29 protein-coding genes are annotated in these 23,681 nt (G+C 44.2%); 17 read left to right on the top strand and 12 right to left on the bottom strand.

Annotated features, from left to right (window positions below):
* Nucleotides 1–32: 32 nt before the first annotated feature.
* Entirely contained in the window at nt 33–635 is a 603-nt protein-coding gene (locus D0C36_RS16465; protein ID WP_117392793.1) for a ribonuclease HII, read from the bottom strand.
* 142 nt (nt 636–777) lie between these two features.
* On the opposite strand from D0C36_RS16465, the gene D0C36_RS16470 reads away from it, so the two are divergent.
* A complete protein-coding gene (locus D0C36_RS16470; protein WP_117392689.1) occupies nt 778–1,242 on the top strand; it encodes a DUF4920 domain-containing protein in 465 nt (154 codons plus the stop codon).
* A gap of 1 nt (nt 1,243) precedes the next feature.
* Here the strand turns inward: D0C36_RS16470 and D0C36_RS16475 are convergent, their stop codons facing one another.
* Nucleotides 1,244–1,819, bottom strand: coding sequence for a pentapeptide repeat-containing protein (locus D0C36_RS16475; protein ID WP_117392690.1), 576 nt, complete (start codon nt 1,817–1,819; stop codon nt 1,244–1,246).
* Nucleotides 1,820–2,045: 226 nt separating this feature from the next.
* Complete coding sequence (locus D0C36_RS16480) at nt 2,046–2,912, bottom strand: alpha/beta fold hydrolase (protein WP_117392691.1); 867 nt, start codon at nt 2,910–2,912, stop codon at nt 2,046–2,048.
* A gap of 407 nt (nt 2,913–3,319) precedes the next feature.
* Here D0C36_RS16480 and D0C36_RS16485 point away from each other — a divergent pair, with 407 nt between their 5' ends.
* The 3 genes from D0C36_RS16485 to D0C36_RS16495 are packed head-to-tail and all read left to right on the top strand — an operon-like array spanning nt 3,320 to nt 6,787.
* Nucleotides 3,320–5,131 (top strand): PAS domain-containing sensor histidine kinase, encoded by a 1,812-nt coding sequence (locus D0C36_RS16485; RefSeq protein WP_117392692.1) that lies wholly within the window; start codon nt 3,320–3,322, stop codon nt 5,129–5,131.
* Nucleotides 5,132–5,176: 45 nt separating this feature from the next.
* The gene (locus tag D0C36_RS16490) at nt 5,177–5,686 is read left to right on the top strand and encodes a molybdopterin-binding protein (RefSeq protein ID WP_117392693.1); all 510 of its coding nucleotides are present in this window, start codon (nt 5,177–5,179) and stop codon (nt 5,684–5,686) included.
* A gap of 3 nt (nt 5,687–5,689) precedes the next feature.
* Complete coding sequence (locus D0C36_RS16495; protein WP_117392694.1) at nt 5,690–6,787, top strand: DUF5700 domain-containing putative Zn-dependent protease; 1,098 nt, start codon at nt 5,690–5,692, stop codon at nt 6,785–6,787.
* Between the two features lie 4 nt (nt 6,788–6,791).
* Here D0C36_RS16495 and D0C36_RS16500 read toward each other — a convergent pair whose 3' ends face one another.
* From D0C36_RS16500 to modA, 3 genes are read right to left on the bottom strand one after another with little or no spacing between them, the layout of a single operon-like run.
* Complete coding sequence (locus D0C36_RS16500) at nt 6,792–7,394, bottom strand: ATP-binding cassette domain-containing protein (protein ID WP_117392695.1); 603 nt, start codon at nt 7,392–7,394, stop codon at nt 6,792–6,794.
* On the bottom strand, nt 7,391–8,062 hold the full coding sequence (gene modB / locus D0C36_RS16505; RefSeq protein ID WP_117392696.1) for a molybdate ABC transporter permease subunit: 672 nt from the start codon (nt 8,060–8,062) through the stop codon (nt 7,391–7,393). The genes D0C36_RS16500 and modB overlap by 4 nt, the downstream gene beginning before the upstream one ends.
* Entirely contained in the window at nt 8,062–8,823 is a 762-nt protein-coding gene (gene modA / locus D0C36_RS16510) for a molybdate ABC transporter substrate-binding protein (protein ID WP_117392697.1), read from the bottom strand. The genes modB and modA overlap by 1 nt, the downstream gene beginning before the upstream one ends.
* A gap of 101 nt (nt 8,824–8,924) precedes the next feature.
* Between modA and D0C36_RS16515 the strand changes: the two genes are divergently transcribed.
* Nucleotides 8,925–10,148: a glycoside hydrolase family 5 protein gene (locus tag D0C36_RS16515; RefSeq protein ID WP_117392698.1), complete on the top strand. Its 1,224-nt coding sequence runs from the start codon at nt 8,925–8,927 to the stop codon at nt 10,146–10,148.
* Here D0C36_RS16515 and D0C36_RS16520 read toward each other — a convergent pair whose 3' ends face one another.
* The 3 genes from D0C36_RS16520 to D0C36_RS16530 form a co-directional block, all read right to left on the bottom strand.
* Nucleotides 10,149–10,406, bottom strand: coding sequence for a hypothetical protein (locus D0C36_RS16520; RefSeq protein WP_117392699.1), 258 nt, complete (start codon nt 10,404–10,406; stop codon nt 10,149–10,151). It abuts the gene before it with no gap.
* Between the two features lie 87 nt (nt 10,407–10,493).
* Nucleotides 10,494–10,688 (bottom strand): DUF6358 family protein, encoded by a 195-nt coding sequence (locus D0C36_RS16525; protein WP_117392700.1) that lies wholly within the window; start codon nt 10,686–10,688, stop codon nt 10,494–10,496.
* Between the two features lie 2 nt (nt 10,689–10,690).
* The gene (locus D0C36_RS16530; protein WP_117392701.1) at nt 10,691–11,005 is read right to left on the bottom strand and encodes a rhodanese-like domain-containing protein; all 315 of its coding nucleotides are present in this window, start codon (nt 11,003–11,005) and stop codon (nt 10,691–10,693) included.
* 122 nt (nt 11,006–11,127) lie between these two features.
* On the opposite strand from D0C36_RS16530, the gene D0C36_RS16535 reads away from it, so the two are divergent.
* From D0C36_RS16535 to D0C36_RS16575, 9 genes are all read left to right on the top strand, one after another.
* A complete protein-coding gene (locus tag D0C36_RS16535) occupies nt 11,128–12,246 on the top strand; it encodes a DUF4407 domain-containing protein (protein ID WP_117392702.1) in 1,119 nt (372 codons plus the stop codon).
* 26 nt (nt 12,247–12,272) lie between these two features.
* Entirely contained in the window at nt 12,273–12,566 is a 294-nt protein-coding gene (locus D0C36_RS16540; RefSeq protein ID WP_117392703.1) for a nucleotidyltransferase family protein, read from the top strand.
* Nucleotides 12,556–12,903 (top strand): HepT-like ribonuclease domain-containing protein, encoded by a 348-nt coding sequence (locus D0C36_RS16545; RefSeq protein ID WP_117392704.1) that lies wholly within the window; start codon nt 12,556–12,558, stop codon nt 12,901–12,903. The genes D0C36_RS16540 and D0C36_RS16545 overlap by 11 nt, the downstream gene beginning before the upstream one ends.
* Nucleotides 12,904–12,968: 65 nt before the next feature.
* Entirely contained in the window at nt 12,969–14,807 is a 1,839-nt protein-coding gene (locus D0C36_RS16550) for a M61 family metallopeptidase (protein ID WP_117392705.1), read from the top strand.
* Between the two features lie 5 nt (nt 14,808–14,812).
* Nucleotides 14,813–16,108, top strand: coding sequence for a M20/M25/M40 family metallo-hydrolase (locus D0C36_RS16555; protein WP_117392794.1), 1,296 nt, complete (start codon nt 14,813–14,815; stop codon nt 16,106–16,108).
* A gap of 81 nt (nt 16,109–16,189) precedes the next feature.
* Nucleotides 16,190–17,041, top strand: a complete 852-nt coding sequence (ypfJ, locus tag D0C36_RS16560; RefSeq protein WP_117392706.1) for a KPN_02809 family neutral zinc metallopeptidase — start codon at nt 16,190–16,192, stop codon at nt 17,039–17,041.
* Nucleotides 17,042–17,087: 46 nt separating this feature from the next.
* Nucleotides 17,088–17,423 carry a tRNA-binding protein gene (locus tag D0C36_RS16565; RefSeq protein ID WP_117392707.1) on the top strand — a complete coding sequence of 112 codons (336 nt, stop codon included), beginning with the start codon at nt 17,088–17,090 and terminating at the stop codon, nt 17,421–17,423.
* Nucleotides 17,404–17,799: an SdpI family protein gene (locus tag D0C36_RS16570; RefSeq protein ID WP_158557134.1), complete on the top strand. Its 396-nt coding sequence runs from the start codon at nt 17,404–17,406 to the stop codon at nt 17,797–17,799. Before D0C36_RS16565 ends, D0C36_RS16570 begins: the two co-directional genes overlap by 20 nt.
* Nucleotides 17,799–18,278, top strand: coding sequence for a nucleoside deaminase (locus D0C36_RS16575; protein ID WP_117392709.1), 480 nt, complete (start codon nt 17,799–17,801; stop codon nt 18,276–18,278). Before D0C36_RS16570 ends, D0C36_RS16575 begins: the two co-directional genes overlap by 1 nt.
* 1 nt (nt 18,279) lies before the next feature.
* On the opposite strand, the gene D0C36_RS16580 is transcribed toward D0C36_RS16575, so the two are convergent.
* Complete coding sequence (locus D0C36_RS16580; protein ID WP_117392710.1) at nt 18,280–20,265, bottom strand: DUF2075 domain-containing protein; 1,986 nt, start codon at nt 20,263–20,265, stop codon at nt 18,280–18,282.
* Nucleotides 20,262–20,486: a helix-turn-helix domain-containing protein gene (locus D0C36_RS16585; RefSeq protein ID WP_117392711.1), complete on the bottom strand. Its 225-nt coding sequence runs from the start codon at nt 20,484–20,486 to the stop codon at nt 20,262–20,264. Before D0C36_RS16585 ends, D0C36_RS16580 begins: the two co-directional genes overlap by 4 nt.
* Before the next feature lie 103 nt (nt 20,487–20,589).
* On the opposite strand from D0C36_RS16585, the gene D0C36_RS16590 reads away from it, so the two are divergent.
* The 3 genes from D0C36_RS16590 to D0C36_RS16600 are packed head-to-tail and all read left to right on the top strand — an operon-like array spanning nt 20,590 to nt 21,923.
* Complete coding sequence (locus tag D0C36_RS16590) at nt 20,590–20,883, top strand: hypothetical protein (protein WP_117392712.1); 294 nt, start codon at nt 20,590–20,592, stop codon at nt 20,881–20,883.
* A 42-nt stretch (nt 20,884–20,925) separates the two neighbouring features.
* Entirely contained in the window at nt 20,926–21,324 is a 399-nt protein-coding gene (locus D0C36_RS16595) for a DUF4476 domain-containing protein (RefSeq protein WP_117392713.1), read from the top strand.
* Nucleotides 21,325–21,326: 2 nt separating this feature from the next.
* Nucleotides 21,327–21,923, top strand: coding sequence for a hypothetical protein (locus tag D0C36_RS16600; protein ID WP_117392714.1), 597 nt, complete (start codon nt 21,327–21,329; stop codon nt 21,921–21,923).
* Here D0C36_RS16600 and D0C36_RS16605 read toward each other — a convergent pair whose 3' ends face one another.
* Nucleotides 21,924–23,297 carry a methyltransferase RsmF C-terminal domain-like protein gene (locus D0C36_RS16605; RefSeq protein ID WP_117392715.1) on the bottom strand — a complete coding sequence of 458 codons (1,374 nt, stop codon included), beginning with the start codon at nt 23,295–23,297 and terminating at the stop codon, nt 21,924–21,926.
* Nucleotides 23,298–23,681: the final 384 nt, after the last annotated feature.

Genomic DNA, 23,681 nt, shown 5'->3' on the forward strand with positions numbered 1-23,681 from the left:
AAAGTTATTAAACCTTAGCACCAAATACCAACCTACTCTTCAAAAATAACCAACTGCGGGCTGGTAACTTTAAAACTTTTACGATGGTATGGCGTAGGGCCTATCTCCATTACCATTTTACGATGAGCAATAGTTGGGTAGCCTTTGTTGGAGTGCCAGTTGTATTCGGGGTGTTCGGCAGCTATCTGCTTCATGTAATCATCGCGGTAGGTTTTGGCGAGAATAGATGCCGCCGCAATGCTGAAGTACTTGGCATCACCCTCAACAATACATTTATGAGGCATATCTCCATACTTATTAAAACGGTTACCATCAATAATTAAAAATTGCGGTTGCAGGTGCAGTTTCTCAATAGCGCGGTGCATAGCCAGGAAGGAAGCATTGAGGATATTGATCTGGTCTATCTCGTGGTTATCGCACCAGGCCACGGCATGGGCAATGGCCTTCGCCTCAATTTCAGCACGAAGCTGGTAGCGTACCTCTTCGGTAAGTTGTTTGGAATCGTTAAGCAGTTGATGGTCAAAATCGTGCGGAAGGATGACGGCAGCGGCAAACACAGGCCCGGCAAGGCAACCGCGGCCAGCCTCGTCGCACCCCGCTTCGATCAACTCGTACTGGTAGCGAGCCAATAACACCCTGCGCTCCTGCTCCATCTTCACCTTTTTCTGCTGTACCTTTTTCATGTATATACAAATATCAAAAACCTGCGGCAGGGCTGCAAGCACCGTTTAAAATAAAAGAGTTTAAACCAATGCCTTGCGGTGCTGTTTAATTATTATGAAAAAGCTGGCCCTGTTATTCCTGATGCTTTGCAGCATACAAGCATTTGCCCAAAAGAAAACCCCGCTGCCCCACGGAATGGTTTTCGGTAAAAAACCTAAAGACGTGCCGCCCATACCTGCCGCCAAACTGGAAACACTGATGGGTGGCAAGATCCGCCAGACTACGGCCATTGTTGGTAAAATACTAAAAGTTAAAAAGGAGCAGGGCGGATGGTTTGATATAGACGCCGGCAACGGCCGTATTATTGAAGCTCACTTTGCAGACTATAATATAAAACTCCCCGCAGCCATTGCCAGCCGCACCGTAATTATTGAAGGCGTTGCCCAGCGCCAGTTAATAGCAGATGATGAACAACATCTGGCAGGCGATACCGCGGTAGGCAAAAAGCAGCATCAGGCGAAAGTGAACCCTAAAGAGCGCATCACTTTTGAGGTACAAGGGCTGATGGTTGATAAATAAACTATACTACTTTTATACCGTGGCGGGTGAGCAAGTTCTCTAAACCCGTCATGGCAAATACAGCTTTCTTTAAGGTATTCATCTCAGGGTCGATAATAAAATTGTAGGCCGTGCTAAAGTTTACAGATGACAGATCGGTACGGTTGAACACGGCATTCTCCAGGTCGCAATCGCTAAAAGCCGAGCCGGTAAGGATGGTTTGGGTAAAGCTTGTTTCTTTTAAAGATGATCTTTTGAAGGATGTTTTCACCATCTTTTTTCCTGCAAATGATGCATAATCCAGCATGCAATTCTCAAACCCTACGCTGAACAGGAAATCATCACATTTGCTGAAGTTAAGGCCCATCAGCTTGCAGCTTTTAAAGCTTACATCGTTTAAGGTTGCACCTTCAATGTTAACCATGGATAGGTTGCATTCCTCAAAACTACAATCCAGAAACTTGCAGCGCATAAAGTTAGCTTCGGAGAGATCACAGTTTTTGAATGTGCAGCTTTGAAATTCTACGCGGCTGGCGCTGCTGCCGGCAAGACTTAGCTTTTCAAATACCTGGTCGTCATAAGTAGGTTTATCAAACATGGTTCAAATTTAAAATTTTGGGTTGATTTGCGCTTCAATATTTAACTCACCCCGACATTGCTAAGCTCATCGACCCTCTCTTCGCTGCGCGGAAAGAGGGGGGGTACAGTCGTTAGATTTCCCTGTTCTTACCCCTCTTTGCTGCTTGCAGCAGAGAGGGTGGTCCAACGTAGCGCAGACCGGGTGAGTCAACTGTGCCACAGATAAGAGCTGAAATTTCCAAATCTTACTTAACGATACTCTTCACTTCCCCAACAACATCGGCAATCACCTCAGGCAATTTAATAATGCGCTCGTGCCCTGCACCGCTAAAGTTTTTGGTGCGGATAGACGGGTGCTCTTTCAAAAACGACTGCAAGTAAGCATCCGGCAGCATCATATCGTTATCGTCATAAGCCAGCCAGTGATTAAGTGAGGCATCAAACCGGTAAAGATCGGGCATGTTATAGCTCGACGGATAGATACCGTAGCGCGCTTTAAAATCATCCAGAAATGCTTGTTGTGCTTCAACCGGCACATCCAGGGCTGTCATGTTCTTAATAAAGTTTTCCTGCAGCAATATGAATGGCGCAATACTGATCAACAGTTTTGGATTGATGCCCAGGTCATGCAAAGCAACCACGTTAGCCATAGCGCCAAAAGAGTGACCGATGGCAATATCTGGTGCGGCGGCTTCGACAATCACCGCTTTAATGGCATTCACAAAAAGTAAAAGGTTTGAGAGGTCGCCGTCTGAGCTGCCGTTGGCGGGGGCATCATGCGCTATGATCTCCAGATCCGGAATTTCAAGCAGGGCGTTGATCAGTTCGGTAAAGTCGGCAGCTTTTGAACCCCATCCATGGCTGATGAGGATTCGCGTTTTGCCCTCGCCCCATTTAAAGCCGTTGATAGTTAATTCGCTATTGGTAAAGTAGGGGTCATCAACTTTAACGCTGAATCTGGTGGCCTGTGCCAGTAATTGTTCCTGGTGCAGGCGAAGCGGTATTTTGGGCGGGTAGCAGATAAACTGCCACAAAAGCGGCGTTATGCCGGCAGTATTGTGGTTGGCTACGCGCTCTTTTACATCGTTTACTATTTGTTTAAATCTTTTCATGTGGATAGAAGGATGCCCAAAACTATGAAATAAAAACCGCGGCAGCGGGCAAAAGTGTTCACACGTGTTCACGAATGTTCACGGTGTTAACGTGAACGCTTTCTTTAATTTAACCGTATACCTTTAAGCGTGCCGCGCGGCGCCAAATATTGCTCAATGCTTAAAATTTTATGCATGGAGCCGGGTATCTTGCTGGAAAAGTATCCATACAAAACAGGTGCGTGATTAGAGATAGGCGGGTAACCTGCTGAAAGCCAATTAACATTTGAACGTTTTGGTTTAGTTTTTGCATTATTCTGTCGCGCCCTGATTTTGGCCGTTCGACTCTGTTCATTTTATTTATTATTTTTTTTCAGAACCGAAGACCGCTTAAGGTAGTTTACATTTATATATCCGATCACAATATAATGGCCAGTTTTGATATATTATTCTACGAATCGCACAACCCCATGTGGGTATTTGATATTTGCACACTGGCAATACTCGAAGTGAACAATGCTGCCGTAGAAGCCTATGGCTACACAAAAAAGGAATTTCTGAGCAAAACCATCCGCGACCTGCGCCCGCCTGAAGATGTTGAACAGGTTGAGCTCTTGTTGCCCGAGATACGCGCTACCAAAACCCATCTGCGCGAGTTCAGGCATAAGGATAAAGCGGGTCATGTTTTCCATGTAGAGGTAATGTCGTACCCTATTGATTTTGAGGGGCACGAGGCCAGGCTGGTGGTTACCCAAAATGTTGAAGAGAAGAAAGCCATAGCCGGCGAACTGGAGCTTACCCAAACCAAACTGAACCGCATGCTGGAAACCACCAGTATAGGCTTTTTGCGGGTAGACGATCACTCGACCATTACTTACTGGAACCATGCTGCCGAGCAAATGATAGGGTACGACCGTAAATACCTGCTTGGCAAAAATATATGGGATGTTTTCCCCGAAGCGGTAGATACAAACTTTTACATCCGTTACCAGGAAGCCATTGAAAACCGCAACAACGCTGAGTTTGAGTCTTACTTTTGGCCGGTACAAAAGTGGTTTGGCGTTATTATATATTTTGTTGATGAAGAATTGGTTATCCATTTCAGGGATATTACTGAAACCAAAATATATGAGGAAGAACTGCTAAAGAAGATAGATCAGTTAAAGGAGATCTCGTACCTTAACTCGCACTACATCCGCAAGCCGGTTGCCAGTTTGTTGGGGCTTACCGGATTGATCAATCAGGATCTGGTAGAGGGCAACGAGTATAAAGATATAGCAGGCCACATCCACGAATGCAGCCGCGAGCTTGACCACGTGGTGCGCCGCATCAACAACAAGGTGAACGATGAGATGGGTTATGCAGTTTATGACCAGATCCAGAATTTCTCGCTAAACCACCTGGTAGAAAACGTGGTTGTTGAGGCATCAGCTTTTCATAAAGATCATCGTCTTATATTAAAAAATAACGAAGAAGTACTTTGTTATGGTAATAAGCATAGTATTGGCGCTGCGCTGCACCGGCTAATAGATAATGCGGCAAAATTCTCGCCCGATGGTGGGGATATTGAGGTATGCCTTGATGTGGTAAAGCACAATGCCATACTATCGGTGCATGATTTTGGTGTGGGGATTGATAAGGCAACGCTCAACCGCATCTTTATGGGTTTTACCAATAAAAAAACAGCTGCACAGCTGGGTACAGGCCTCGCAACGGTATCAGATATTGCCCACAGGCATAATGGCAACGTTTGGGTAGAGAGTAAGCCGGGTAAAGGTTCAACCTTTAGCATGCGCCTGCCCATGTCAAATATAGGAGTATACAAACAGGCGGGCACCACCGATTTTTCTGCATACCAGGGCCCGGGTCTTGATCTGAATTATCTGCCGGACGATGATGTGCTGATAGCCAACTGGCATGGTTTCCACACACTGCATACCGTAAAAACAGGCTGCCTGCGCATACTGGCCGAAGCAGCTAATACCGGGGCTAAACTGATACTGAATGATAATACCGGCGTAGCGGGGACCTGGAATGATGCTGTAGAATGGGTATCATCAGAGTTCTTCCCCTCATTGCGCGATGGCGGCGCAACGCACCTGGCATGGGTGTACTCGCCGAGCACGTTTAGCCGTATATCGACGGATGTTACCATTGCCAACCTTGATGGTTTTGAGGTAGATATACAAACCTTTGAAAATCGCGATGCTGCCATGACATGGCTTCGCGATGCGCGGTAATTTTAAGCCTGTTAATTCATATATTGCCGTTGAAAAACGGTATCTGTGAAAAAACTATTATTTATACTGCTTCTTGCACCGGTTGCCTTGTTTGCACAAGAGAAGAGCAAACAAACCTTACAATTTGCCATCACCGGCGAGGTGGAAAAGGAGTCGGTTATCACCCTTGATTCGCTTACCCAATATAAACTTACCGATATTGGCGATGTAAAAGTGACCGACCATCTCGGCAACTTTAAACACCAGGACGATAAGCTGAAAGGCGTGCTGCTGAAAGATGTACTATCGCATACAAAATTCAAAACCACCAGCCCGAAATTGCTGAGCCGTTTCTACTTTGTTTGTACCGGCATCGATGGTTACAAAGTTGTATATTCATGGAACGAATTGTACAATACCGCAGTTGGCGACCATGTGTATATCATACTGGAGAAGAACGGCATAAAAGCCGCCAAAATGCCTGAGAGTTTGCAGATGACTTCGGTTGCAGATTTTAAAACCGGCAGGCGTTATCTGCACAACCTGGATAAAATTGTGGTAGCACAAGTACAATAGCCTATGAGAGCCAAACTAACCTTACTCATTACAAGCTTACTGTTGTCTGTAACGGCATTTGCGGCAAAGCCTGCAGGTAAACTTACTATCTCACTCGATTTTGAAAGTGCCAAACTGATAACGACTTTGTTAAGCAGGAAAACCGTTACAGCTGCACAGATAGACAAAGTTGCCGATGTGTACGGCAGCCGACAATTGATAGCAAAAGTTAAAGGTTACAGTGGTGCAGGTGCGGAGATATTTAAAAGTACCCTGCGCGAGATCATTGAAACAGGCGCCATAAAAGGCGATGACCCTTATAACTGGAAAGCCGTAAAAGCCAACCTGCCGGCAATAACCGCGCTTATAAAAAAGTTATCGGCTTCGCCGGATGCTTTTATGAATGAGGTAAAGGAAAAAATTGAGGCCTATACTTCAGATAAGATAACTGCCAATGTACGGGCATGTTTCCTGGTAGGCGGCGGCTCATTAGGTTTTACCCAGGGAGAAGAGACCACTTTCAACGTAGCTCTGCAGAAAATAGGTGACGACTACGAAGGCCTTAAACTGCTGGTAGCCCACGAGCTTTATCACAGCATACAGGCAGCAGGCTTTGCCTCGCGCAAAGCCGATAGTAAAGGATTGCCTTACAATGTTAAAGCCACCTTCGCTTTACTGTATAACTTATGGACGGAAGGTACGGCAAACCTGGTAGGCGATTTCGTAGGCATGAAAAACCCCGCACCATTCTCTAAAACTCAGTTGGACGAGTATCAAAAAAATGCAGACCGCATGCGCGAGAACTTTGCCATGTTTGAAGCACTGGCTTATAAATGCTATAACGATACCGCTGCCAAACGCTATGATGTTTACTATAACATCGCTTTTAGTACCGCTTTTGATGAGACAGGGTATTACACAGGTTATGAAATGGCCAAAAAGATAGAGAAGTACGAAGGCAAACAGGCTCTTGCAAACATGCTCACCCAAGACCTGCTGGTATTTGCCGAAACCTATGTTAAACTTTACAAAGCCCATCCCGAGGATAAAACGTTCATCAGGTTTGATGCATCGACAGAAAATGTGTTGCAGAACTTAGTCCCCTGGCGGGAAAAGATGTGAGAGGTTACTCTATCGCCATCTCATCATCATAGATCCCGGCAATATCCTGCGGGTTATGGCTTACGATGAGTATCGGCACTTTTAATTCTTTAAAGATGATCTGCAATTCAGCGATCAACGTGGTTTTTGTTTTTTGATCGAGCGCAGAAAAAGGCTCATCCATCAATATTAATTGCGGCTTAATAGCAAGTGCTCTTAAAATAGCCAAACGCTGCTGCTGCCCGCCCGAGAGTTGATGAGGGCGTTGCGTTGCGAAATTCTCTAACCTGCCAAGTTTTAACAAACGTTCTATCCAGGCTATATCCGTCGTAGCATATTCCAAATGTTGTCTAACGCTCATATTGGGGAACAATGCGTAATCCTGAAATACAAAACCAATTTTGCGGTATTGAGGCTGCACGTTGATTCGAACCCTGCTATCAAACCACGGGAGATTATTAAAAGCGATAATACCCTCATCTGGTTTAATCAGACCTGCTATCATTTTCAGCAGTGTGGTTTTGCCTGCGCCTGAAGGGCCGGAGATAAGCGTAATACCATCCCCGAAAGTTTTATTCAGGCTGAACTCCAGCCTGCCGATCTGCTTTTTGATATCAACTCTGATCAATCCAGCGGCCCTTTCACTTGGTATTTGTTATAGATGAATACACCCAGCACCATTATAAACGTGATAGCCAGTAAGCAGAACGAGTAGACGTTGGCTGTAGCGTATTCCATCTGCTCAACAGAGTTGTAAACCGCTATAGATGCCACACGGGTTACGCCCGGGATATTGCCGCCGATCATCAGCACCACACCAAACTCGCCGAGCGTATGCGCAAAAGTGAGCACCGCTGCTGTTATCAGCGTAGGCTTTATATTAGGCAGCAACACATGCCAAAAGGTTTGCCAGCGTGTTTTACCCAGTGTGTATGATGCCTGCGCCAATGAAACAGGCAATTGCTGAAAAGCCGACTTTACCGGGCTAACCATAAAAGGCAAACTATATATTGCCGAGGCCAGCACCAATCCTTTGAACGAGAACACCAGTTGCAGGTCAAATACTTTATGCAGCCATTTGCCAAAGCCCTGCTCAGGGCTAAAAGCCACTAATAAATAAAAGCCCAGTACCGATGGGGGCAGCACCAAAGGCATGGTTACAATAGCCTCAATAATAAGTTTGAAGAGCGATCGCCTGCCGGATAGACCCCATGCCAGCGGCAGCCCTATCACCAGCAATATCAAGGTGGTAACTGCACCAAGCTTAAGGCTCAATATCAGGGGCGACAGATCCATCAGTTTACGTGATAACCAAATTGTTTAAGGATGCGTTTTGCCTGCTCACTTTTAAACCATGCATAAACTTTTGCAGCAGCGGCATTGCCCCTGGCATTTTTCAACAGCAACATGCTTTGCTCTATCGGCGCGTAGAGTTTGGGATCTATTTCCTTATAGTAAAGTTTAGTTTTATTGGCAGGGTCTTTCACCAGCGATAGCGTGGTAAATCCAACCGGCACTGCGCCCTGTAAAATGTAGGTATTTACCTGAGAGATGCTTTCGCCGGTGACAAATTTGCTGCTTAGTTTATTATAGATGCCGGTTTTGGTAAGCGCTTCCATGGCAGCCCTTCCATAAGGCGCAATTTTAGGGTTGCCGATGGCTATCTTCTCGATATTGTTTTGCTGCAACAGCGCAGGCCAGTTACTGAAATTCAAACTCTGTTTACTGCAAATGATGAGTACACCCTGTGCATATATCTCAGCAGGCTGGATACCAAAACCGTCCTGCTGTAACAATTGCGGGAAACCGGTATCGGCAGAAAGGAATATATCAAAAGGAGCACCGTTACGAATCTGCGTGGCCAGGTTGCCGGATGAGCCGGAGATCACTTCGATATCGGCACCGGTCTGTTTTTTTATGTCGGCCTTCATTACTTTCATAACCGGCTCAAGGTTAGCGGCAATTGCAACACGCAGGGTTTGTGCATGCGCGGTAACCAGTATGCCCATCAACATAAAGCAAAACAGCGAAAACGTTTTAGTGAAATGTTTGGTCATGCCTGTAAATGTGTTTCGCAAAATACGTATTATTGGGTTGTTAAGCCAAACGTTAAAGCGCCTGCCAATTGGCGCTATTAAACCACATCCTCAATACAAAAATGAAGAAACTCATCACAACGGTGTTGCTTGCAGCCGCCATGTTCGGCGCAAATGCACAAAAGTTTATTGGTGTTAAAGGCAAGGATATTATTGGTACGGATGGCAAGCCCTTCCTTATTCGTGGTACCAATCTGGGTAACTGGCTGGTGCCGGAAGGGTATATGTTCAAGTTTAAAAAGATAAATTCGCAGCGCCTCATTAACGAAGCACTGACCGAACTGGTTGGTCCCGAAGAGATGAAACTGTTTTGGAAAACCTTTCAGGATACCTACATTACCGAGGCCGATATTCAATTCTTAAAAGCATCGGGCGTTAACTCGCTGCGCATCCCGTTCAATTATAAATTGTTTACCTATGAAGATTACATGGGGCAGAACAACCCTAACCGTGGGTTTGAGCTTTTGGACAGGGTGATAGGCTGGTGTAAAAAAGCCAACCTGTATGTGATACTGGATATGCACTGCGCGCCCGGCGGCCAAACCGGCGATAATATTGATGACGGTAACGCTTATCCCTTCCTGTTCACCAGTGCGGCAAGCCGTAAGTTAACTGCCGATATCTGGCGCAAAATTGCCGATCATTACAAGAATGAGACCATCATTATGGGTTACGATCTACTGAACGAGCCTATCGCCCATTATTTTGATGTGGCCAGCATCAATCCGCATTTAGAGCCAACTTTTAAGGAGATTACCGCGGCAGTACGCTCGGTTGATAAGAACCACATCGTCTTCATCGGCGGGGCGCAATGGGATAGCAACTTTAAGGTTTTCGGTGCACCTTTCGACAGCAAAAGCGTTTACACTTTCCACAAATACTGGACGGACGTTAAGCAGGATGTGATACAGGAATACATCGACTATCGTAATAAATATAACGTACCTATCTACGTAGGCGAAACAGGCGAAAATACCGACCAGTGGGTACACGATTTCAGGCTGTTGTGCGAGAAGAATAACATTGGGTGGCACTACTGGCCATACAAAAAAGCCGATAACGATAAAGGTTTCATGAGCTTTAAAGCCCCCGAAGGTTATGACGAGATCATAGAATATACCGAAAAGCCAAGAGGTAGTTTTGAAGAGATCCGCAAAGCTGCACCTGCAGACAGGGACAAGATAAAGAAAGTGCTTTGGGCATTTTTAGAGAGCAGCAAGTTTGCCAACTGCATCCCGCAAAAAGGTTATATGGAAGCGCTGGGCTTAAAAGTTCCGGCGAAGTGATTACAAGGCAAATGCTACTAAAAACAAGGTGATCAATCCGGCCACGTGCAGGAAAATGAATATGCCGTCGCCGGTATGTTTTATCCTCTTGTAGATGCTTCTCACAATAAGTGAGATACTTGTTATCAAAGCTATCAGCAACACAAGCGCATCAAGCCCCGGCCCGTCTAAGCCTGTTGATGAAACAGCATGACCTATCAATACCAACAGGCAGGTAACGATATATGCTACAATAGTTAAACTTACATTGTTTGGCATTCTGATAAACTTGAACCCTTATGTTAGATTGTTCCTGGGTATTTGTGTTCTAAAATAAAAAAGGCTCCCCGAAACGGGAAGCCTTTTTTATTTTTTATTGCCTTTCTGCATGTTCTGCACTTCTTTCATCAGCCTTATTTTGGCAATGATGAATAGCGCACCTAATAAAATAAAACTTCCCAACCATATCCATCGACCGTGTTGCCATGAGGTGTAAGCAGCTACCGCGCATACAAATATCACTATGGTATAAAAAACGTTTAAGGCTAACTTTTTGCCCATAATTAGTACACGTTAATTTCAGGGTCTATTTCTGCTTTCCAGGCTAATATACCGCCCTGCAGATTAGCTAAATTGGTATAACCTTGTTGCTCTAACTGCATAATGGCTGCTGCGCTGCGTTTACCGCTTCGGCACATCACTACAACAGGTTTGTCCTCTGATATTTTATCAGTTTCAATTAAAATGCCACCCAGAGGGATAGACAGGCCGCCGATGTTAGAAGTTTCGTACTCAAAATCTTCGCGTACATCAATCAGTTGAAAATCTTCGCCATTATCTAATTTCTGTTTTAGTTCCTGTACGGTTATCTCTTTCATTTTAAATGTAGTTATAGGGCCAAAGGTAGGGTTTTCTGTATCAAATATTTATAATGGGTTTGTAACAAACAATACCTCAGCGCGTTTTATTAGTAACGTATACATTTACGATAATAGTTTAAATGAAGAAAGTGACCAGGTTTTTTTGGTTCTGTTCGGGTGCACACGTGGACACGCTAAGAAAATACCCTATAGAACATAACAAATATGTGGGCATAGGTGCCACCATATTTTTCACCGCCGTATTTGCCGCGCTCTCGGGTGGTTACGCTATGTACTTCGTGTTCAGCGGCAGCACCTTTGCTGTAGGTTTTGCTATACTGTTTGGCTTGCTTTGGGGCACCGCCATTTTTAATATGGACAGGTACATTGTAGCCAGTATCAACAAAGAGGGTAGCACCAATCAACAGATATTGCAGGCCACGCCCCGTATCCTTTTGGCTATTATGATAGGCCTCGTTATCTCACGCCCCTTAGAGCTGAAGATCTTTGATAAAGAGATCCGCGAGAAACTGAAGACCGCCTACCTGAAAGGGCAGCACACTAAAATTGATAGCCTGCAGCGCACCTATAACCAGAAATACGCACAGGAGTTAGGTAAAGAGAAAGACCTCAAAAAGGAGAAAGACTCATTGGAGCGCGATATCAATCGTTCGCGTTACGAGTTAAACCAGGAAGTTTTTGGCGATAAAACCAACCAAACATCCGGTATTATGGGTTACGGCACTTATGCCAAACGCAAGGAAGAAGTGCTGAAAGAAAAGCAGGACAGGTTGAAATCGGTTACCGATAATCTCGGGCAAAATGAAGATTATTTGAGTCGCCGCAAAGAGTTTGAGGGCGTAAACTCCACCCGTTTGTTTAATGATAAACAACTGGACAGCCTGGCCAATATTGCCGGCTTTGCCGACCGTAACTGGGCGCTGGGGCAGCTCTCTTATAATGTAGATGGCTCGCGCGACCTGGATACGTATATGGCCATGTCGTTCATTGGTTACCTGTTTATCCTGTTTGAGTGCTTGCCGGTGTTTGTGAAACTGATGTCGCCCAAAGGGCCTTATGATACCGCTATCGCCAAAATTTCTGAGGCCAACATCCACGCCGCCGAGCGCGATAAGGAACGCGATATTACCGTAACCGATAATACTTATGATCATAATCTGGATGTTGACATAGGCCGCCGAAAGCAGATCATTACAAATCAATCGGAGTTTGACCTGAGCAGGCATAGTTATGATTGATAGGATAAGATTTATTATATTTGATCATGCAGCTTACTCAGGGAGACATAAATACAGTCAAAAAATATTTTGCAGATAAGCCTGTTTTAAAGGCTTATCTGTTTGGCTCGTACTCGCGCAACGAGGCTGATGAGAACAGTGATATCGATATTTTAGTCGACCTGGATTATTCTAAACATATCGGATTAAGCTTTTTTACGATGCAGGATGAGTTGAAAGCCATTCTTAAGAAAAACATCGATCTGATATCATCCAATGCAGTCTCGTCTTACTTTATACCTTTTATAGAAAAAGACAAACAACTCATTTATGAGAGGTAAGATAGGCGACCGCCAAAGGCTATTGCATATCGTTGATGCCATAACGGAAATTGAGACTTATACCAATCAAACCGATTTGCAGCTATTTCTTCAAAACTCGATGATGCGTTTTGCCTGTGTAAAACAGATTGAGATCATAGGCGAAGCCGCCAATTATATATCAGCCGAAACTAAAGCGCTTTTCTCTGACCTCGAGTGGAAACAAATTATTGGTATGCGTCATATTCTGGTACATGAGTATTTCGGGGTGGATTTTCATTTGATATGGCAGGTTATCATTCAGGATTTGCCTCAACTCAAACAGAAAGTAAACGCAGTTTTAAATACACTTTCGTAATAATATTGATATAAAAAGTATTGCTTTTATATATTAACTTCAGCGCTTTATTGACTGACCTCAACATGAAGAAAATAATTACCCTGGCCGCAGTTGCCCTGTGCGGCTTTACTGCTGTTGCCCAGCCTGGCAAACTTAAGCCTGTTTATTACAGCCTGTCATTCCCTAACGCTGCCCACCACGAGGCAGAAATTACCATGACCATTCCTGATGTACCTGCAGGTAAACTGAAGGTACGCATGAGCCGCTCATCGCCGGGCCGCTATGCCACGCACGAGTTTGGTAAGAATATTTACAACGTTAAGGCAACAGATGCTAACGGTAAAGCTTTAAAAATAACCCAGGTTGAGGGTGATGTTTACGAGATAATAGAACATCCTGCGGAAGTAAAGATCAGCTACACACTGTTTGGTAATCATACCGATGGTACCTATGTAGGGATTGATGCCAGCCACGCCCATTTGAACATGCCTGCCGCTTTTATGTGGGCTTTGGGTATGGATAAGCGTCCCGTGAAATTTGAATTTAACGACCTGGGTAAATACGGCTGGAAAGTAGCCACCCAACTAAAGCACGAAAGTGGGAATGTTTACAGCGCGCCAGATCTGCAATACATGATGGATAGCCCAACCGAGCTGGCTAACGTAAAAGTAAGCAGTTGGGATCTGAAAAATACCAACGGCAAGGTTCAGAAAATGGCGGTTGCCATCCACTCAGATGATGACCAGGCTACCATAGATAACTTTGCCAAAATGGTGCAGAAAGTTGTGCTGGAAGAAAGAGCTGTTTTTGGCGAACAGCCCGATTATGATTACGGCAGCTATACTTTCCTTGATGATGTGCACCCAAATAACTTTGGCGATGGCATGGAGCACCGTAACTCAACCAGTATTGTTGACCGCTCACCAAAAGTAGGTGGTAACGAGAACGATCTGTTAGGCACCTACTTGCACGAGTTTTTCCATAGCTGGAATGTGGAGCGCATCCGCCCAAAATCATTAGAGCCTTTCAATTTTGAGCATGCCAACATGAGCAACGAGCTTTGGTTTGCCGAAGGTTTTACCCAATACTACGGCGAAATGCTGCTGGTACGTGCTGGCTTTAACTCTGTTGATGACTACACCGGCACTATTGCGGGGTTGATCAATTCGGTACTGGCTAATCCTGCGCCGGGAAAATATCCGCCAACGCAAATGAGCCGTTACGCGGTATTTGTTGATGCAGGCGTAGCAATTGATGCTACCAATTATACCAATATGTTCACCAGTTATTATGTATATGGTGGTGCAACGGCATTGGCGCTTGATCTGCGTTTGCGCAGCGAGTTTAAAATTACCCTTGATGATTACATGCGCCAGGTTTGGTTAGCTTACGGTAAGCCGGGTAAACCATATACCATTCCTGATCTGCAGAATACGCTGGCAAAAGTAACCAATGCAGCATTTGCTAAATCTTTCTTCGATGATTACATCTATGGCTTCAAAAAGAATGATTACGCAGCTTTATTAGCTAAAGCAGGTTTAATATTGCAGAAAGCAGCACCGGATAAAGGCTGGATGGGTCGTATCCAGGCGCGCCCAATGAACGGCGGCTTGCAAATTGCAGGTGCCACTGCATCAAACACGCCTTTGTATAAAGCCGGTTTAGATGCCGACGATATTATCCTGAAAGTTGACGGCAAGGACGCCAAAGAAACATCTGCGTTAGCTGATGCTGTTAAAGATAAAAAGCCGGGCGATAAAGTGGTGATCAACTATCGTAACCGCCTGGGCGACCATGAAGCAACCGTCGTTTTAGAAGAAAGCCCGGCTTACCAGGTGGTAACCTTTGAAAAAGCGGGTAAAGAATTAAGCCAGCAGCAAAAAGATTTCCGTGCTGCATGGTTATCATCAAAAGTGAAATAATAATAATGAGGACTAAATTATTCGTAGCAGCGGCAATATTGTTTGTCGCCCCCATAGCCGGCTTTTGCCAGGATGTAAACAAACTGATAAAACAGGATGATGTTGAGCGCGTAATAAAAACGCTTAGCGCCGATGATATGCAGGGCCGCGGCACATTTACACCGGGCATCGAAAAAGCTGCAAAATTTATCGAAAGCGAATTTAAAGCCGCAGGCCTTAAGCCTATGGAAGGTAACGATGGCTATCGCCAAACTTTTTACCAAACCCGCGTAACACCGGTTAACCCTAAAGTAGTGTTTGATGGTACCGTTGTTCCTGATGAAAAAGTAGCGGTTAATACATCCGCTGCGTTTAACTGGAAAGGTGATACGTCTGTAAAAGTAATAACCATTACCGATCCAAAAACTTATCGCAGCCAGATGGGCGCTGCAATGCGTACAGGCAAAAAGCTGGTGGTGATATTCGATGCCGCTATGGCCGATGATTTTAAACGCATCCGCGACCGTGCCGTTAAAGGCAGCATCAGCAGCGGCCGTCAAACCAACCCAATGGTGTTTGTTTTGGGTGTGCCTGAGCCAAAAGCGGTTGAGGTAAGCTGCGAGGTTAAAGAAGAGAAGCTACCATTAAGCAATATAGTGGGTGTTATCCCCGGTAAAAGTAAAGCTAAAGAGTACGTGGTATTCGGCGGGCATTATGACCACTTGGGTATCATCAAACCAATGGAAGGCGACAGCATTGCCAACGGCGCTGATGATGATGCATCGGGCACCACAGCGGTTATCGAATTAGCTAAGTACTACAAGAAATTGAACAACAACGAGCGCACTTTAGTATTCGTGGCGTTTACCGCCGAAGAGATAGGTGGTTTCGGTTCAAGGCACTTCGCCAGTAAAATGAACCCGGATGAGGTGATAGCTTTATTTAATATTGAGATGATAGGTAAGCCAGCCAAATTCGGCGAGAACTCGGCCTTCATCACCGGTTTCGAGCGTTCAGATTTTGGCCCGATATTGCAGCGTAACCTTGAGGGTACTGCATTTAAGTTCTACCCCGATCCATACCCTGAGCAGAATCTGTTCTATCGCAGCGATAACGCATCGCTGGCAGCAGTAGGTGTACCGGCACATACCATCTCAACAGACCAGATTCCTACAGACAAATTCTACCATACGGTTAAAGATGAGTTGGCTACTTTGGATGTGAAAAACATCACAGCTACTATCCGCGCTATTGCACTAAGCTCGCGCAGTATAGTATCAGGTAAAGATACGCCAACGCGTATCCCTAAATTGGAAAATTAATAAACAGAAATATACTGTATCCCGAAGCCCAAACAAACGTTTGGGCTTCGGCGTTTAACAGCTAATTCAAAACAATAAATTATGCAGTGGTTTGGCAGGCGCGAAAGCAGTAACACCGAAGATGGCAGCGCAAGCGGTGGCAGGGGTATAGCCCTTGGCGGCGGTATAGTAGGCATTATTGCCGCTGCGATATATTACTTTACCGGGATCGATCCGTCGGCAGTTATTAACCAGGTGCAGCAGCAGGGTGGCGGCAATCAGGGTAATAACCAGGAAGTGGTAGCCGATACCAAAGAGAAAAAATTTGCCAAAGTGGTTTTTGCCGATACCGAAGATGTATGGAATAAACTGTTCAAAGAAAACGGACGCAATTACGAAGAACCGGTGCTGCATTTTTATGAGGAAGCCGTAAACACCGCCTGCGGTACAGCCGGTGCCGAAGTTGGCCCGTTCTACTGCCCCGGCGATCAAAAAGTGTATCTCGATCTGTCGTTTTTTAATGAGCTATCCCAAAAATTTGGTGCCGCAGGCGATTTTGCGCAGGCCTACGTAATAGCGCACGAGGTGGGTCATCATGTGCAGTACCTGTTGGGCGTATCGCAAAAAATGGACGAAGCAAGGCAGCGCCTTAGTAAAGAAGAATACAATAAGCTATCTGTAAAACTGGAGTTACAGGCCGATTTTTATGCTGGCGTATGGGCTTATTACGAAAAGAACCTAAAGGATGTACTTGATCCCGGAGATATAGAGGAAGCGCTTAACGCAGCTTACCAAATAGGCGACGACCGCCTGCAGAAAGAGTACCAGGGCGAAGTGCATCCCGATAGTTTTACCCATGGCACCAGCGCGCAACGTATGTACTGGTTTAAGAAAGGTTACGAAACCGGCGACCCGAAACAAGGCAATACCTTCGCCGCTGCTGATCTGCGATAGCAATTAGCTGATTTGAAATATCGGGTAAGCTGTTACCTTTGCTGCTATGGAAACCATCACCTGGAACGATTTTGAGAAAGTGGAGCTTCGCGTGGGTACTATACTGGAAGCTGCTGATTTTCCCGAAGCACGTAAGCCTGCCTACAAACTGAAGGTTGATTTCGGCGAACTGGGCATAAAGCAAAGCAGTGCGCAGATTACCAAACACTATACAAAAGAAGAACTGCCGGGCAGGCAGATACTTGGTGTGGTGAATTTTCCGAAGAAACAGATAGCCAACTTTATGTCGGAGTTTTTGGTAACCGGCCTCGCCGATGAAAATGGCGACATCGTTTTGGCCACCGTTGATAAACCTGTACCCAATGGCAGCAAGCTCATCTGATATAGAAATAGCCAACTGGCTGATCGGTCCGCAGCTGATGGGCGCCATTTTTATACTGGCTGCATTGCTGCAAAAGCGTTTTCCGCCAAAAAATATCAACAGTTTATACGGCTATCGCACCCCGTTATCCATGAAAAATCAGCAAAACTGGGACGAGGCAAACCGTTACTCCACCCAACTAATGTTTAAAATGGGTTTGATATTATTAGTTGCAGGTATTATCATCACACCGCTACTCGCCATTTTACCTATAAGTATTGATGCAGGTATGCTGATAAAAGTTGGCATAATGATAACAGGTGCCCTTTGCACAATAGTGATATTGCTCACTTACACCGAGCGACATTTAAAACAAACAACAGATAAAGAAGCGTAATGCGATACTTTAATTTCGGCGACGAAGAACAGCCGGCGATATCTCCCGACGAATTTTTCATGAACGAGGCCCTCAAAGAAGCCCGCCAGGCATTAGCCGAGGATGAGATACCCATTGGTGCAGTAGTGGTATGCAAAGGCAAGATCATCGGCCGTGGCCATAACCTCACCGAGCGACTTAACGATGTATCGGCCCATGCCGAAATGCAGGCACTAACCGCCGCTGCCAATTACATGGGCGGCAAATACCTGCCCGAGTGTACGCTTTACGTAACCCTCGAACCCTGCGTAATGTGTGCCGGCGCCAGCTACTGGTTCCAGGTAGGCAGGATAGTATTCGGCGCTTACGATACCCGCATGGGTTTCGGTCGCCTAAACCAAAGTGTAACCCACCCCAAAACGCTCATCACCTCCGGCATACACGAGAACGAGTGCTCGCAACTGATCAAAGATTTTTTTAAGGGGAAGAGGAAGAAGTAAATTAAATTTCTTTCACTCCGCAGGCGATTAGATAGGATGCGATTTCGTTGTATTCTCGCGGTTTTCTTGTGTTATCCGCTTGGTCGCCTGGGGGAACGAAAATCACCATGCCTTCTCTCGCGCGGGTAAGTAGTACTCTATATTTATTAATGATAAAGTTTTTTTTATCGATTTTACTGACTTTCTGCCATTTGGTGCCTTTAAAAGAATTAAAGGCCCAAGAATTATTTTCTCTTCTTAAATCTCCGTCCCAACAAACTCCAGCCCAATCAAGTTCAAGTCCCTGTACGCCAAATTCTGTTGCCGGAATTTCTAAATAATTAGAGGACCTAACATCGTCTTTGGAATTCAAAAACCACTCGGATTCTTCGAAATCTAATTTTACCTCGAGCCCATAAGGTCTAAGTCTACGGGCGCCAGAACTGGCCACTAATCCCGCTCTTCGAGTTCCTTTGCAATTCAACTTAAGCCATTGTTTAGCTTTGTTCAGATCTCTTGTTAATACTATTTCGAATTTAGACAGTTCGCTTTCAAAGATTTGCTTCGCTTTATCAGGTTTGTTTGTCAGTATGAGATTTACCCATTCGGATAACTTCTCTGCTTTGTACGATCTTATTGAAACATCAAGGTGTAGATCGTTATTTTTTATTATTTCGACATTCGTCGGAATTGTTTCGAAAAGCGTTAAATCTCCAGTGCTATGATTGCCGATCATTAATTGTGGTGAGACATAGATTTTCCACTCGTTAAATTTTTCGCTCAAAACCTTTCCCCATTCAGGAAGTCCAGCTTCACCAGTGTTAATCTCCTGCCCGCCGCCGACTAAGGCAACGATAACTGCCCAATCCTCGTGTCTGCTCATTATCTCGAAAATCATGTCTGCTTCAGAATGAGGACGCTGAAACTTCCGCATAGAATGTTCTTGGTTCCAAGCTCGTTGAGCTTCATCGAAAATTACAATTTTGTTATTAGGTACTTTTGTTTTGTCATTAAAATAGTAGTCTAAGAAACGATGAACGTTTTCAATGAAAGAAATTATTCTATCCGTCTCCTTTTTCCTCGCATTTTTATCCGTTGCTTTAATTTTACGAAATGCGTCACGAGACAATGCTTCTCTTAAAACCTTAATCAAAGGCCCATTCCCAGACAAAAACGTAGCCAACGACTTTTCGCTATCTTGAAACTCATCATAGTGAGCAATATTCAGTCCTGCTAAAGTTTTACCAGCACCCGGTACCCCGGTTATGAAGCAAACAATTTTCTCATTGTTCGCTTTAGCATCTTTTATGGCGTTGATAACAGCATTTGAAGTTTTTGTCAGATTTTTTGTCCCTGCATGTGACCTTGATATTTCGACAACAGATTTACCAGAGTATAAAGTTTGAGCCGCTTCTATAATAGTAGGAGCGTAATCGCTTTTATTCCATTTGTCAGCATCTATATTCCCACGTTGACCTTCTTTTGTCAGAGTCTTGATAATGTAATCAGCAAGGTTATAGTTATTAGCATAAATAATATCTCTCACATCTGAAGTAGTCTTAGGTAAAATTAAATCTACGGATGAGGCGTGAGTAGCTACTAATACCGGAATTATAATCCTATCTCGCGATTGAAAATGAAAATCTCGCAAATCCAAGCAATAGTCTAATACCTGTTCCTTATCGACACCATTATACTCTTGACTCCCAACTTTAAATTCAATTACAAAAATTATCCCTTCTGCAAGCAAAACCGCATCAATTCGTTTTTCCCTGCGAGCAATAGGATATTCAAGTAGTAGATGATAATTCGCTACCGCGAAGCCGTCTTCCACAAATTTTTTAAATGAGTTCTTTAAGATTGTGATTTCCTTATCCCAAGATAAGGTTTGCGTATGCAATTGTTGATGAAAACCTGATAGGCCGGCCTGATGTGTGAGCGTTCCTAAAATACTTTTTGTATCATCTGCCAAAAAATGAGCGATTGATCTACAATAAAATGCGCTCATTGCTTATCAAAATTAGGAGAATCAAAGAAATCCGTAAATTGTATATCTAAAGCATTCACAAGCTTCTCGAGATTTTCTATTGATATATTGCGCCGTCCATTTTCAACATCTGTGACATACGTACGATCGATCTCCGCTTTATTAGCAAGTGCTTCTTGAGAAAGCCCTATCTCTTTGCGTAATTCTTTTATGCGCTGACCAACCTTTAGTTTAATGCTCATGTGAGCAAGTTGCTTTATTGTTGACTTTAAGTCAACGGACTATAAGTGTCATAATTCACTTATATCCGATTGATAAAAGTTCCCGTTGCGCTAACTTAGCCTTATGCCCAATATTAGGTTCAATTATCTTTATCGTGATGGTGGGAATTATAAGATTTTTGGAAACATCGTTTTTAAGAATCACTTAAACTTGCCCCTACAATATATACAACCGCAAATTGTAAGTAATCTTATTGATGAGACTTGGTTTTATGCCGAGAAATGGAAACTGCCAATACTTTATTGTAATCTATCTATAGATGATCCAACTTGGCATGAGTTTGAATCTATCGAATATACAAAAGCGAAAGGTACAACCGACATTTCCGAATTTTTACAACTGTTTGCCGATGCTTAAGCATTTTTGGCATTCCAATTTTCTTCCTATCTTCAATTTCAAATGAAAAAGCTCCTCACCCTTATCATCCTCTCAACCACCATCGCGCAAGCAGATGCTATTATAAAATCAGCGCCCGCTGCGATCATTCAAAAAATAAAACATCCTGAAAAAGCTATGGAGCCGGCAGAGGCCAAAGCCATCCTGCGCGAGATGCAGCAACAGAGCACGGATGAGGACAAGATCAAAGTGCTTAAAGCGGGCGTTAAAGATAAAGGCATCAATATGGATCAGTTGCTTACCCTGCTTAATCAGTTTAATACGGATGATTCAAAAATAGAGGCAGCTAAGTTTGCTTTCCCGTATACCACCAACTACAAATCTTTTCTGCGTATCTGTGATATTTTCTCTCGCGAAGAGTATAAAGATGCTTTAGAGGATTTTTACAAGAAGAATAAGTAATAATGAAGCGGCTTTTATTTTTCGTTTGCTTAATGATTTGTTGCCTATCAGGTTTTGCGCAACAGAATAATAATGAAGTCGATTCGGTGTACAAAACTCTTAAGAGTTCAAAGGCTGCAATTGATAGTTACTCAGAAAAGAATCCTCAACGGGTATTAGTGTACACCAAACTTCCTGGGAAGACCACTCTTAAAAAACTGGGTGATAACGAAGACTGGCCTGAGTTAAGGGACTACGACTATAATGTGGTAAGAGGCGCTTCGGGCAAAATAGTTAAAGTGGTGCAAATGCCTTTTGTACCAAGCGGCGATTGGTTTATTGCCTTTTCCTATTATTTTGATGACAATGGCAATATTTTCGCGTTTGAACGGATGATAAACGGCTTTAACAACGACGTAAAAGGTGGCATTATCTACGAAAAGCAAATTAAGTACTATACCTCACCCTTTAAATTAGTAAAAACTGTATACTCCTTAAAAAGAAAAGATGGCAAACCTTTAAAGAACAGAATGAATCTCGATGGAGTAAGGCCGGAATACAAGATCTATCAAGGCATCGCATCCTGCCGCAAAGCCTTTAATCTTCCCGCCAACTTGTAACTACTCCTGCTTCTGCGAAAATATCCTTATCTCTTTAGGGTAATAATTGTTTATCCTATTCGGCAGCAACTTTGCCCAACCTAAGGCATGGCCTTCGTAAGTCATCAAGCTCCAGCCTTTGCCGGTTATCTGTATATCTATATTATCGCGGCGCAGGTATTGTATGGCCTGCTCCTTATTCAATTCGGTTGATAGTATAGCATCCTTATTAATAATGTTACTCAGGGCAAGTTCATGGTCGGGTATCAGATCATTGCCGGCCAGTTTGCCAATCCGTACGCCCGATTTCTTTATATATAGGTGTCGGTGCAGCGCGTTCAGGCTTTCCTTGTGTTCGCGGTTAATGGCCAGCCAGTCGTCATTCACTTTAAATAAATAAAAATCGTCGGCACTGTTAATATATGCCTTCACCAGGTCGAGCTCTTTAGCAGGCAGCTTTTGCTGCGCGTTGCTTTTATAATTGCTTTGCCCGCTGTTTTCGCGTTTGCGCAGGCAGGCCGCAAACAAACCTTCGCCTTTTACTTTGCCTGGATAAAAACGGTAGCCCCATGCCTTAGCCTCTGCCGACTGACTTTCAACCACGCCCCATTCCTTATTAACAGGTATGCGGATGCTCTCCATATCAAAAGTGCGGCAAAGCCAATCCAATATATCCTCGTTCTCCTGGTGCGAGTACGAGCAGGTACTATATATAAGGTAGCCGTCTTCGGTAAGGGAAGGATAGATGTCGGCCAGTATGCGCTCCTGGCGTTGGTGGCAAAGGTTCACGTTGGCCTCGCTCCACTCGCCCATAGCATCAGGGTCTTTACGGAACATGCCCGAGCCCGAGCATGGCGCATCAACTAATATAATATCAAAAAACTCTTTAAGCGGGGTAAAGTCGCGCGGGTCGTTATTGGTTACAATGGTGTTTGATGTTCCCCAGCGGTTAAGGTTATCCGTTAATATAGGTACGCGCGTTTTAATGATCTCGTTTGCCACCAGCAGATCGCTGCTTTGTAAAGCCGAATTAAGCAATGTGCTTTTACCGCCCGGCGCGGCGCAAAGGTCTAAAACGCGTACCGGCTCGGTTTCGTCCGTCCTTATACTATATAATATATGACTGATGAACATAGATGAGGCTTCCTGTACATAGTACGCCCCGGCATGAAATAGTGGGTCGAATGTGAAAGATGGGCGCTCGTTCAGATAAAAACCTTCAGCGCACCATGGCACTTGCCCGTCTGTTTTTATGTTCGATGGCTTAAAAGGATTAAGGCGAATGGACGTTAATGAGCTTTCTGAGGCATGCGCCTCGATGAAATTCTCCTTATCGAAGCCTGGTTCAACGGCCAAATTGTCTAAAAACTTATCCGGAAAAGTGTGATTTGCCATATATATGATCAAAAGTACGCAAAAATTTGAGGGGTTTTTGTGTGGATTATTATAACGAGTAAAAGGAAAAATGCCGTTTTTACGCGTTTTTAAGAAGATTTTGATTTGCTGACCGATGTGTTTTTAATGTAAACAGGCAGTAAAACGAGGGTTAAGACAGGCGCTTTTCTGTTGTATTTTAGTGAGTTATGAAATTGTTTTAATTATTTGAAAATTTCTTTGGGAGCGAGGCTAATTTCGATGTACATTTGTATCCCCGCCAAAGCGATGGCGGGTTGTACTCTGAGAGTTTAGCGAAGTGAAAGAAAGTTGAAATAATACTTGACACGAATGGTAAAAAGTTCGCATCTTTGCAGCCCGCGAAACAGGAATTACGGCCTGATA

The sequence above is a fragment of the Mucilaginibacter conchicola genome (assembly GCF_003432115.1).
Lineage (GTDB): Bacteria > Bacteroidota > Bacteroidia > Sphingobacteriales > Sphingobacteriaceae > Mucilaginibacter > Mucilaginibacter conchicola.

Excerpts from the sequence above, each read along its gene's own strand:
- D0C36_RS16590 (WP_117392712.1), top strand. The coding sequence starts at position 20,590 with ATGCCCAATATTAGGTTCAATTATCTTTATCGTGATGGTGGGAATTAT.
- ypfJ (WP_117392706.1), top strand. The coding sequence starts at position 16,190 with ATGCAGTGGTTTGGCAGGCGCGAAAGCAGTAACACCGAAGATGGCAGC.
- D0C36_RS16535 (WP_117392702.1), top strand. The coding sequence starts at position 11,128 with ATGAAGAAAGTGACCAGGTTTTTTTGGTTCTGTTCGGGTGCACACGTG.
- D0C36_RS16580 (WP_117392710.1), bottom strand. The coding sequence starts at position 20,265 with ATGAGCGCATTTTATTGTAGATCAATCGCTCATTTTTTGGCAGATGAT.
- D0C36_RS16480 (WP_117392691.1), bottom strand. The coding sequence starts at position 2,912 with ATGAAAAGATTTAAACAAATAGTAAACGATGTAAAAGAGCGCGTAGCC.
- D0C36_RS16515 (WP_117392698.1), top strand. The coding sequence starts at position 8,925 with ATGAAGAAACTCATCACAACGGTGTTGCTTGCAGCCGCCATGTTCGGC.
- D0C36_RS16475 (WP_117392690.1), bottom strand. The coding sequence starts at position 1,819 with ATGTTTGATAAACCTACTTATGACGACCAGGTATTTGAAAAGCTAAGT.
- D0C36_RS16485 (WP_117392692.1), top strand. The coding sequence starts at position 3,320 with ATGGCCAGTTTTGATATATTATTCTACGAATCGCACAACCCCATGTGG.
- D0C36_RS16470 (WP_117392689.1), top strand. The coding sequence starts at position 778 with ATGAAAAAGCTGGCCCTGTTATTCCTGATGCTTTGCAGCATACAAGCA.
- D0C36_RS16495 (WP_117392694.1), top strand. The coding sequence starts at position 5,690 with ATGAGAGCCAAACTAACCTTACTCATTACAAGCTTACTGTTGTCTGTA.
- D0C36_RS16545 (WP_117392704.1), top strand. The coding sequence starts at position 12,556 with ATGAGAGGTAAGATAGGCGACCGCCAAAGGCTATTGCATATCGTTGAT.
- D0C36_RS16520 (WP_117392699.1), bottom strand. The coding sequence starts at position 10,406 with ATGCCAAACAATGTAAGTTTAACTATTGTAGCATATATCGTTACCTGC.
- D0C36_RS16555 (WP_117392794.1), top strand. The coding sequence starts at position 14,813 with ATGAGGACTAAATTATTCGTAGCAGCGGCAATATTGTTTGTCGCCCCC.
- D0C36_RS16530 (WP_117392701.1), bottom strand. The coding sequence starts at position 11,005 with ATGAAAGAGATAACCGTACAGGAACTAAAACAGAAATTAGATAATGGC.
- D0C36_RS16585 (WP_117392711.1), bottom strand. The coding sequence starts at position 20,486 with ATGAGCATTAAACTAAAGGTTGGTCAGCGCATAAAAGAATTACGCAAA.
- D0C36_RS16550 (WP_117392705.1), top strand. The coding sequence starts at position 12,969 with ATGAAGAAAATAATTACCCTGGCCGCAGTTGCCCTGTGCGGCTTTACT.
- D0C36_RS16565 (WP_117392707.1), top strand. The coding sequence starts at position 17,088 with ATGGAAACCATCACCTGGAACGATTTTGAGAAAGTGGAGCTTCGCGTG.
- D0C36_RS16540 (WP_117392703.1), top strand. The coding sequence starts at position 12,273 with ATGCAGCTTACTCAGGGAGACATAAATACAGTCAAAAAATATTTTGCA.
- modA (WP_117392697.1), bottom strand. The coding sequence starts at position 8,823 with ATGACCAAACATTTCACTAAAACGTTTTCGCTGTTTTGCTTTATGTTG.
- D0C36_RS16605 (WP_117392715.1), bottom strand. The coding sequence starts at position 23,297 with ATGGCAAATCACACTTTTCCGGATAAGTTTTTAGACAATTTGGCCGTT.
- D0C36_RS16600 (WP_117392714.1), top strand. The coding sequence starts at position 21,327 with ATGAAGCGGCTTTTATTTTTCGTTTGCTTAATGATTTGTTGCCTATCA.
- D0C36_RS16595 (WP_117392713.1), top strand. The coding sequence starts at position 20,926 with ATGAAAAAGCTCCTCACCCTTATCATCCTCTCAACCACCATCGCGCAA.
- modB (WP_117392696.1), bottom strand. The coding sequence starts at position 8,062 with ATGGATCTGTCGCCCCTGATATTGAGCCTTAAGCTTGGTGCAGTTACC.
- D0C36_RS16525 (WP_117392700.1), bottom strand. The coding sequence starts at position 10,688 with ATGGGCAAAAAGTTAGCCTTAAACGTTTTTTATACCATAGTGATATTT.
- D0C36_RS16570 (WP_158557134.1), top strand. The coding sequence starts at position 17,404 with ATGGCAGCAAGCTCATCTGATATAGAAATAGCCAACTGGCTGATCGGT.
- D0C36_RS16575 (WP_117392709.1), top strand. The coding sequence starts at position 17,799 with ATGCGATACTTTAATTTCGGCGACGAAGAACAGCCGGCGATATCTCCC.